The 3,369-nt window shown below is 66.7% G+C and carries 2 protein-coding genes; one reads left to right on the forward strand and one right to left on the reverse strand.

Annotated elements, in window-relative coordinates; translation table 11 throughout:
* Positions 1–2,862 (forward strand): fused isobutyryl-CoA mutase/GTPase IcmF (gene icmF / locus P3W97_RS05285; RefSeq protein ID WP_300844477.1); only part of this gene is annotated, 2,862 nt, incomplete at its 5' end.
* Positions 2,863–2,865: 3 nt separating this feature from the next.
* On the opposite strand, the gene P3W97_RS05290 is transcribed toward icmF, so the two are convergent.
* On the reverse strand, positions 2,866–3,369 hold a 504-nt coding region (locus tag P3W97_RS05290; RefSeq protein WP_300844479.1), incomplete at its 5' end, for a 5-formyltetrahydrofolate cyclo-ligase.

Below are 3,369 nucleotides of genomic sequence, written 5' to 3' on the forward strand. Positions count from 1 at the left end.
CGCTGCGACCGCGACCTCTCGCCCTATGCGCCGCGCGACATCGCGGCCATCCAGGGCCACAGCGACGCCGCCTGGCGGGCGCTGGCGCAACTGATCACCGTGCTCGAAAATGGGCAGGCCGACCCGGCCTTGTTGGCGCGCCTGCGCGCAGCCGCGGTGGACACACGGGTGCCGGTGCTGGGCATCACCGGCACGGGCGGCGCGGGCAAGAGCAGCCTGACCGACGAACTCATCCGCCGCCTGCGGCTGGACCAGGAAGACCGCCTGCGGGTGGCCGTCATCAGCATCGACCCGAGCCGGCGCAAAAGCGGTGGGGCACTGCTGGGCGACCGCATCCGCATGAACGCCATCGGCCCGTGGCAGCAGGGCCCGCGGGTGTACATGCGCAGCCTGGCCACGCGCGAATTCGGCAGCGAAATCTCGGCCGCGCTGCCGGATGTGGTCGCCGCCTGCAAGGTGGCGGGCTTCGACCTGGTGATCGTGGAGACCTCCGGCATCGGCCAGGGCGACGCGGCCATCGTGCCGCATGTGGATGTGCCGCTGTATGTGATGACGCCAGAGTTTGGCGCGGCCAGCCAGCTGGAAAAAATCGACATGCTGGACTTTGCCGAGTTCGTGGCGATCAACAAGTTCGACCGCAAGGGCGCGCTGGACGCCCTGCGCGACGTGGCCAAGCAGGTGCAGCGCAACCGCGAGGCCTGGGGCCAGCGGCCAGAGGAGATGCCGGTGTTTGGCACGATGGCCGCGCGCTTCAACGACGACGGTGTGACGGCGCTGTATCAGGCGCTCAAGGTTCGGCTGGCCGAGCTGGGGCTGAACCTGCCGCTGGGTGTGGAAGGCGGCCGGCTGCCGCGGGTGGAGGTGCGCCACAGCAGCAACCAGACCCCGATCGTGCCACCGGGGCGCACCCGCTACCTGGCCGAAATCGCCGAGACCGTGCGCGACTACAAGCGGCGGGTGCATGAGCAAGCCCGGCTGGCGCGCGAAATCCAGCAACTGCAGGCCACGGCCGCCATGCTGCGCATCGGCAAAGTCGGCCGCGCCAAGGCGGCCGAGGCCGTCGACGAACTGGCCCAGCAAAAACAAGAGCAGCAAGAACCCGCCGCCCGCAAGCTGCTGGCGCAGTGGCCCGCCATGCAGCAGGCTTACGCGGGCGACGAGTATGTCGTCAAGATCCGCGACAAGGAAATCCGCACCCGGCTCACCCATACGACGCTGTCGGGCACCAAGATCCGCAAGGTGGCGCTGCCCAAATACGAGGACCACGGCGAGCTGCTCAAGTGGCTGATGCTGGAGAACGTCCCCGGCAGCTTCCCGTACACCGCCGGGGTCTTCGCCTTCAAGCGCGAGGGCGAGGACCCGACGCGCATGTTCGCCGGCGAAGGCGACCCGTTCCGCACCAACCGGCGCTTCAAGCTGCTGTCCGAGGGCATGCCGGCCAAGCGCCTATCCACGGCGTTCGACTCGGTCACGCTCTACGGCGCCGACCCCGACCCGCGCCCGGACATCTATGGCAAGGTGGGCAACTCGGGCGTGTCCATCGCCACGCTGGACGACATGAAGGTGCTCTACAGCGGCTTCGACCTGTGCAGCCCAAGCACCAGCGTGTCCATGACCATCAATGGCCCGGCGCCCACCATCCTGGCCATGTTCTTCAACACCGCCATCGACCAGCAGATGGACAAGTTCCGCGCCGACAATGGGCGCGAACCGACCGACGCCGAAGCGGCCGAGATCAAGGCGTGGGTGCTGGCCAATGTGCGCGGCACGGTGCAGGCCGACATCCTGAAAGAGGACCAGGGTCAAAACACCTGCATCTTCTCCACCGAGTTCAGCCTCAAAGTGATGGGCGACATCCAAGAGTATTTCGTCCACCACAATGTGCGCAACTTCTACTCCGTCAGCATCAGCGGCTACCACATCGCCGAGGCCGGCGCCAACCCGATCAGCCAGCTCGCCTTCACGCTGGCCAACGGCTTTACCTTCGTCGAGGCATATCTCGCACGCGGCATGCACATCGACGACTTCGCGCCCAATCTGAGCTTTTTCTTCAGCAACGGCATGGACCCCGAATACACGGTGCTGGGCCGCGTGGCGCGGCGCATTTGGGCGGTGGCGATGCGCGACAAATACGGCGCCAATGAGCGCAGCCAAAAACTCAAATATCACATCCAGACCAGCGGCCGCAGCCTGCATGCGCAGGAGATCGCCTTCAACGACATCCGCACCACACTGCAGGCGCTCATTGCCATTTACGACAACTGCAACAGCCTGCACACCAACGCCTATGACGAGGCCATCACCACGCCGACCGAGGAGAGCGTGCGCCGGGCCATGGCCATCCAGCTCATCATCAACCGCGAGTGGGGTCTGGCCAAGAATGAAAACCCCAACCAAGGCGCCTTCATCATCGAGGAGCTGACCGAGCTGGTCGAGGAGGCGGTTCTCCAAGAGTTCGAGCGCATCGCCGAGCGCGGCGGGGTCCTCGGCGCGATGGAAACCGGCTACCAGCGCGGCCGCATCCAAGACGAGAGCATGCACTACGAGATGCTCAAGCACACCGGCGAGCTGCCCATCATCGGCGTCAATACCTTTCGCAATCCGCACGGCGACCCGATCCCCGAGTCGCTGGAGTTGGCCCGCTCCACCGAGGCCGAAAAGCAGTCGCAACTGCAGCGCCTGCGCGACTTCCACGCCCGCCATGCGCACGAGGCGCCGGCGATGCTGCAGCGCCTCAAGGATGCCGTGATCGACAACCGCAATGTCTTCGAGGTGCTGATGGATGCGGTGCGCTGCTGCTCGCTGGGGCAAATCACGCAGACGCTGTTCGAGGTGGGCGGCCAGTACCGGCGCAATATGTAAGCCTCACTCCACCGGCCAGGCCACCCCCTGGTCGGTCAGGATGGCGTCGAGCGGCACATCGTGCGGCTCGGGCTGCAGCCACGGCACAAAGGCGCTGGCGTAGGCCAGGCCAACGGTCGTTGGCCGGGGCTGCAGCTGCGCCAGCGTGCGGTCGTAAAAACCGCCGCCGTAGCCCAGCCGCACGCCTGCGGGTCCGTAGCCGACGCACGGCACGAACAGCAGCGTAGGCTGTACCACCTCGGTATCCTTCGGCTTGGGGATGCCGTAGGCGTCCTTCTCCATCGGGCAGCCGGGGTACCAGACGTGAAAGCGCAGCGTGGCCGCCACCTTGTCGATCACCGGCAGCGCGATGCGCCGCTGCTGGCGCGCGGCGCGCGCGTCTTCGACGTTGGCGGCTTCCTGCCAGCGGTGCAGCGCGGGCAGCGGGTCGAACTCGCCCTTGATCGGCCAGTAGGCCCCCACCACGGTGTCGGCTCGCTCCACCATCCACACCCGCATGACGCGCTG

Origin of the sequence: Tepidimonas sp., from assembly GCF_029335975.1 — a bacterium.
GTDB lineage: Bacteria > Pseudomonadota > Gammaproteobacteria > Burkholderiales > Burkholderiaceae_C > Tepidimonas.